Annotated in this window: 7 protein-coding genes; 3 read left to right on the top strand and 4 right to left on the bottom strand. The window is 75.5% G+C overall.

Features of this window, described 5'->3' with window-relative positions; all coding sequences use genetic code 11:
- Both IEZ12_RS13430 and IEZ12_RS13425 read right to left on the bottom strand, forming a co-directional pair.
- A partial coding sequence (locus IEZ12_RS13430) for a hypothetical protein (protein WP_229847501.1) occupies nt 1-729 on the bottom strand: 729 nt, incomplete at its 3' end.
- A 50-nt stretch (nt 730-779) separates the two neighbouring features.
- Entirely contained in the window at nt 780-1,232 is a 453-nt protein-coding gene (locus tag IEZ12_RS13425) for a PaaI family thioesterase (RefSeq protein WP_189272245.1), read from the bottom strand.
- A gap of 71 nt (nt 1,233-1,303) precedes the next feature.
- On the opposite strand from IEZ12_RS13425, the gene IEZ12_RS13420 reads away from it, so the two are divergent.
- Both IEZ12_RS13420 and IEZ12_RS13415 read left to right on the top strand, forming a co-directional pair.
- Entirely contained in the window at nt 1,304-2,038 is a 735-nt protein-coding gene (locus IEZ12_RS13420; RefSeq protein ID WP_189272244.1) for a TetR/AcrR family transcriptional regulator, read from the top strand.
- Nucleotides 2,039-2,167: 129 nt separating this feature from the next.
- The gene (locus IEZ12_RS13415) at nt 2,168-2,602 is read left to right on the top strand and encodes an arsenate reductase/protein-tyrosine-phosphatase family protein (protein ID WP_189272243.1); all 435 of its coding nucleotides are present in this window, start codon (nt 2,168-2,170) and stop codon (nt 2,600-2,602) included.
- A 7-nt stretch (nt 2,603-2,609) separates the two neighbouring features.
- Here IEZ12_RS13415 and IEZ12_RS13410 read toward each other — a convergent pair whose 3' ends face one another.
- Nucleotides 2,610-3,779, bottom strand: coding sequence for a UDP-N-acetylglucosamine--N-acetylmuramyl-(pentapeptide) pyrophosphoryl-undecaprenol N-acetylglucosamine transferase (locus IEZ12_RS13410; RefSeq protein ID WP_189272242.1), 1,170 nt, complete (start codon nt 3,777-3,779; stop codon nt 2,610-2,612).
- Nucleotides 3,780-3,882: 103 nt separating this feature from the next.
- On the opposite strand from IEZ12_RS13410, the gene IEZ12_RS13405 reads away from it, so the two are divergent.
- The gene (locus IEZ12_RS13405; RefSeq protein WP_229847500.1) at nt 3,883-4,818 is read left to right on the top strand and encodes an alpha/beta hydrolase; all 936 of its coding nucleotides are present in this window, start codon (nt 3,883-3,885) and stop codon (nt 4,816-4,818) included.
- Between the two features lie 44 nt (nt 4,819-4,862).
- Here IEZ12_RS13405 and IEZ12_RS13400 read toward each other — a convergent pair.
- Nucleotides 4,863-5,143: hypothetical protein (locus IEZ12_RS13400; protein WP_189272241.1), on the bottom strand; the 281-nt coding region annotated here is incomplete at its 5' end.

The following is a 5,143-nucleotide window of genomic DNA, read 5'->3' as shown; positions in this document are numbered from 1 at the left end:
GCGGGAGCCGAGGGGCGGAGTGTCCTCCGGGGTGTCGTCGATCGGGAGCTCGGGCGGGTCGAGTCGGACGCGGCGAGCGGTCGGGTCGTCCGCCAGGTAGCGGACGGTGCCCTCCGCGCCGAGCTGCGGCGGCAGGTGCACCGGGAACTCGTACCGCACGCGGACGGTGGACTCCCCGTCCTGCCGGTCGGTGTAACGCAGCGTCAGGACGGTCGCGGTCCGGCCCCGGTGGTCGATCTCCTCCAGGGTCTCGCCCATCCCGACCACCACGGCCCGGCGGGTCACCGCCTCGGCGGCGAACCGCCGCTCGTGCAGGGCGCGCTCACGCGGCTGGTTCAGGGAGAACAGCCGCCGCTCACGATCCCGCCGGGCGGTGAACACCGCTCCGACCGCGGCGGCCGCCGCCACCGGCAGCGGCCAGGGGCTGGGCAACCCGACCGTCGCGCCGACCGCCATGGTGAAGACCGCGGCCAGGGTGGCCGTCCACGGCCCGAACACCGGGTACACGTGGTCCAGGGTGTCCCAACCCGCCACCGCGAGGGCCATGAACGCCCCGTACGTCGCCGCGGCCGCCACCACCACCAGCGTCGTCGGCTGCTCCCGGTACCCCGCCCCGGTCAGCCACCCGCCGCCCAGTCCGACCCCGAGCGCGATCGCCAGCAGCACCCAGCGCAGCCAGAACAGTCGCGGCCACTTCCCCGCCGGTGGAATCGAACGTCGGTAGTCCATGGGCGGGGATGGTAGCCGCTCCACCGCCGAAGCGGGTTCGCGCCCTGCGGTCAGGCGTCGCGCAGCATGCAGGTCAGGCGGCAGCTGCTGATGCGCTTCCCGGCGTCGTCGGTGACGGCGATCTCGTAGGTGGCCGCGGTTCGGCCCCGGAAGACGGCGGTCGCGACGCCGGTGACGTGGCCGGAGACGGCCGGGCGGTGGTGGGTGGCGTTGAGGTCGACGCCGACCGCGTACCGGCCGGGTCCGGCGTGGAGGGCTGCGCCGATCGAGCCGAGCGACTCCGCGAGTGCGGCGGAGGCGCCGCCGTGCAGCAGGCCGTACGGCTGCTGGTTGCCGTCGACCGGCATGGTGCCCACGACCCGGTCCGGGCCGGCTTCGAGGATGCGGATGCCGAGCCGTTCGGCGAGGCGGCCGAGCGGGATGAGGCCGGGGTCGGTGCTGAAGTCGGCGACCTGGTCGGGGAGGTCCTGGAGCGGGTCGAGCGGGAGTGCCTGGCTGGTCATGGCGTTCCTTCCGGTAATTGCTTCAGGACTGTAGCTACAGGAGTGAAGCTTTCACAAGATAGGCTGGCGCCATGGTTCGACCGCCCACACCCGCGAAGCGCCCGTACGCCCCGCGGATGGCCCCCGCCGAGCGGCGGGAGCAACTCCTGGACGCGGCACTGGAGATCATCAACCGCGACGGCGTGGCAGCCGTCTCGGTGGACGCGGTGGCCAAGGCCGCCGGCGTCACCCGGCCCGTGGTCTACGGGCAGTTCACCGACGCGGACCACCTGCTGCGCGCCCTGCTCGAACGCGAAGGCGAGCGGGCCCAGGCCCAGATGGCGGCCACGCTGCCGGGCGACCTGAACGGAGCGGACCCGGTCGAGGTCTTCACCGGCGTCGCCCGCGGGTACTACGACGCGGTGGTCACCGCCCCGGGCCGCTGGCGCGCGATCCTGCTCCCGGTGGACGGCACGCCGCCCGCCGTGCGCAAGTACAAGGAGCGCAGCGACGCGCTGATCCGGGAGCAGTTCGCCCGGGCCGTCCGCTGGTTCCTCCGCGACGCCGCCGACGCTGCCGACGCCGCCGCGGCCGACCTCGACATCGAGCTGCTGATCCGCCTGCTGCTGGCGGCACTTGAGGAGGGCGGCCGACTCGTCCTCGACGACCCCGACCACTACCCGCCCGAACGCCTCACCGCGATGGCCCGGTTCCTCGTCGAGACCCTCCTCCACCGCTACCCGTACACCGCGCGCCGACCGCCGGCGGCATCCGCCCCGGGCCGGGGCGGTTCGCCCAGGCGGGCGAGCCGGTCCGCATCGACCTGATGGCGTAGCCCGGCCACTCGTTGGGGCACTCCGTGCGGCCGCCCGGCCGCCGGCGGCCCCGAGCGGCACGGACCTGGCCGATGATCACATGCACCGCCCCGTGCCCGGCCCTCGCCCCTGGAGGCTCCGATGACCACCAGCAGCCCGCCCCGGCGCATCCTCGTCGTCTGCCTCGGCAACTACTGCCGCAGCCCGTTCGCCGCCCGGGTGCTGAGCGACCTCGGGGGCGACGCGGTCGAGGTGCGCTCCGCCGGGCTGATCGGGACGTGGCAGGAGGCCCACCCCGAGATGGTCGCCGTGGCGGCCGTCCTCGGCTACGACCTGACCGGCCATCACCCCGCCCCCGTCACCCCCGAGCTGATCGAGTGGGCCGACCAGGTCCTCGCCATGGACCACGCCGTCCTCGACCGCCTCTACGCCCTGGTCGGCCCCGACAGCACCACCGAGATGCGCCTCTACCTCGACCACGACCGCGACGTCCCCGACCCGATGGGCCGCTCCGCCGTCGAATTCGTCTACTGCGCCCTGCTGATCGAGGCGGGCGCGGCGAACCGCCTGCCCTGATGGAGCGTCAACCGCGACGGGCCACCGACAGCAGGACGTCCACCAGGCGCTCCGCCGCGTCCGGGCGGCCGTGTTCGCGGGCGCGTGCCGCCATCGCGGTGCGGCGCGGCTCGTCCTCCAGCAGGGGGCCGAGGGCGGCGCGGAGGTGGTCGGGGGTGACGGTGCCGAGGAGGGCGACGGCGGCGCCGGCCTGTTCCAGGTGGGCGGCGTTGTGGGCCTGTTCGTTGCCCGCCGAGGAGGCCAGCGGGACGAAGACCGCGGCCTTGCCGAGGGCCGTCAGCTCCGCGAGGGTGCCCGCGCCGCTGCGGCTGACCACGACGTCCGCCAGGGCCAGGACGTCCGGGAGTTCGGGGCCCAGGAAGCCGGTCAGGAAGTAGCGGCCCATCAGGTCGGCGGGCAGCCGCGCCGCCCGGGCGTGCAGGTCGGCCTCGTTCGCGGGGCCGCACTGGTGGACGACGTTGGCCCGCTCCAGCAGCCAGGGCAGGACGTCGGCCACCAGGGTGTTGATCTGCACCGAGCCCTGGGCGCCGCCCGTCACGTACACCGTCGGCAGCGACGGGTCGAAGCCGTACAGGCCGAGCGCGGCCACCGCCTTGTCCGGACGGCCCGTCAGGACCGCGGGGCGGACCGGGTTGCCCGTCACCACGGCGGTGCTGCGGGCGGCCTCCGGCAGCAGGGGCAGCGTCGACTCGGAGGAGACCGCCACCCGGGTCGCGGCCCGGGCCAGCACCTTGTTCGCCAACCCCAGACGCACCGTCTGCTCGTGCACCACCAGCGGCGCCCGGCAGGAGCGCGCGGCCAGCCCCACCGGCACCGCGACGTACCCACCCGTCGCCAGCACCACGTCCGGCCCGAACCGGCGGATCAGCGACCGGGCCTGGAACGCGCCCCACGGCACCCGGAGCATGTCCCGCACGTTCGCCGGGGAGATCAGCTTCAGCGGGTTCCTGGACCGCCGGACCTTCCCCGTGGCGACCGGTTCGAAGCTGATCCCCTCCGCCGGGGCGATCCGCGCCTCCAGGCCCTTCGCGGTGCCCACCCAGAGCACGTCCACGCCGCGGCGCTCGGCCGCCAGCCGCGCCTGCAACGCCCGCACCGCCGTCAGCGCCGGATACGTGTGCCCGCCGGTGCCGCCGCCCGTCACCACCAGCCGGAGCGCCCGCTGTTCGCTGCCCATCCTCGTACTCCTCCCGATCGATTCCATGCCGTCCCCAAGGGTGCACGCTTACCTGGCGGGCCGTCACATTCCGTGGCGGAACGATGAGAAGGGTGGGGAACGGGTGCGCGAGGCGTACATGGATCGTGAGGTCGCGGCGGCGGTCGCGGCCCGCGGCGGCGTGCCGGCGCCGCTGACGGCGGAGCGGCTGCGGGAGTGGCAGCGGGCGGACGCGGCGGCCCGACCGCGGCCCGGGCTGCGGGAGTTGGCGGACGGGGGCCGGTTCGAGGTGGGGCTCGGCGAGGGCGTGGTGTGGGCGCGTCCGGCCGGCGCGAGCGGGCGGCTGCCGGTGCTGCACTACCTGCACGGCGGCGGGCTGATCGGCGGCAACGCGTACGCCGTACTGCCGCGCGTGCTGCGGGAGTTGGCGGAGCCGCTGGGAGTCGCGGTGGTGTCGGTGGAGTACCCGCTCGCGCCCGACGCGCCGTACCCGCAGCCCCTGCACGCCTGCCGCGACGCCCTCCGGTGGACGCTGGCCAACGCCGCCCCGCTGGGCCTCGACCCGGCCCGGGTGGTGCTGGCCGGGAAGAGCGCCGGGGGCGGCCTCGCCGCCGCGCTCGCCCTGCTGCTGCGCGACGAGGGCGGCCCGGTGACGATCGGTCAGCTGCTGCTCAGCCCGATGCTCGACGACCGGGGCGGCACCGCGTCCGCCCGGCAGCTCGCCGGGCGCGACACCTGGGACGCCGCCTCGAACGCCACCGCCTGGCGGGCGGCCCTCGGTGCGCGGTACGGCACGCCGGACGTCCCGCCGTACGCCGCGCCCGCCCGCGCCACCTCGCTGGCGGGGCTGCCGCCGGCCTACCTGGAGGTGGGCTCGGCGGAGACCTTCCGGGACGAGGTGGTGGCCTACGCCGGCGCCCTCTGGCAGTGCGGCGGCAGCGCCGAACTGCACGTGTGGCCCGGCGCCTGCCACGGCTTCGACACCCTGGCGCCGGGTGCGGCCGTCAGCCGGGCGGCCGTGGCGGCCCGGCAGGGGTGGCTGCGGAGACTGCTGGAGTGAGGGGCCGTCAGTGCGCTCGGTCCGGCTCGGTGCGCTCAGTGCGTTCAGTCCGCCCGCAGGATGCGGGAGAGGTAGATCCGCGGCGGGTCGGCGTCGTCGTCCACGGTGTACTCCACCAGGCCGAGATCGCGGGGCAGCGGCGCCGAGTGCATTCCGGGCCGCCCCGGGACCGGCAGGCTCAGCTGCGGGAACGGGTGTTCGCGCAGGTCGACCAGGAACGCCACCACGGCGGAGAACACGTCCGGCGGCGTGTCCGGATCGCCCAGGGACTCCGCGACGGCCGGGGAGAGGACGAGCGGATCGTCCTCGGACTCGCGGTGGCCGC

This window comes from Kitasatospora griseola (assembly GCF_014648555.1).
GTDB classification, from domain to species: domain Bacteria; phylum Actinomycetota; class Actinomycetes; order Streptomycetales; family Streptomycetaceae; genus Kitasatospora; species Kitasatospora griseola.
This window is presented reverse-complemented; position numbering and strand designations above follow the sequence as displayed.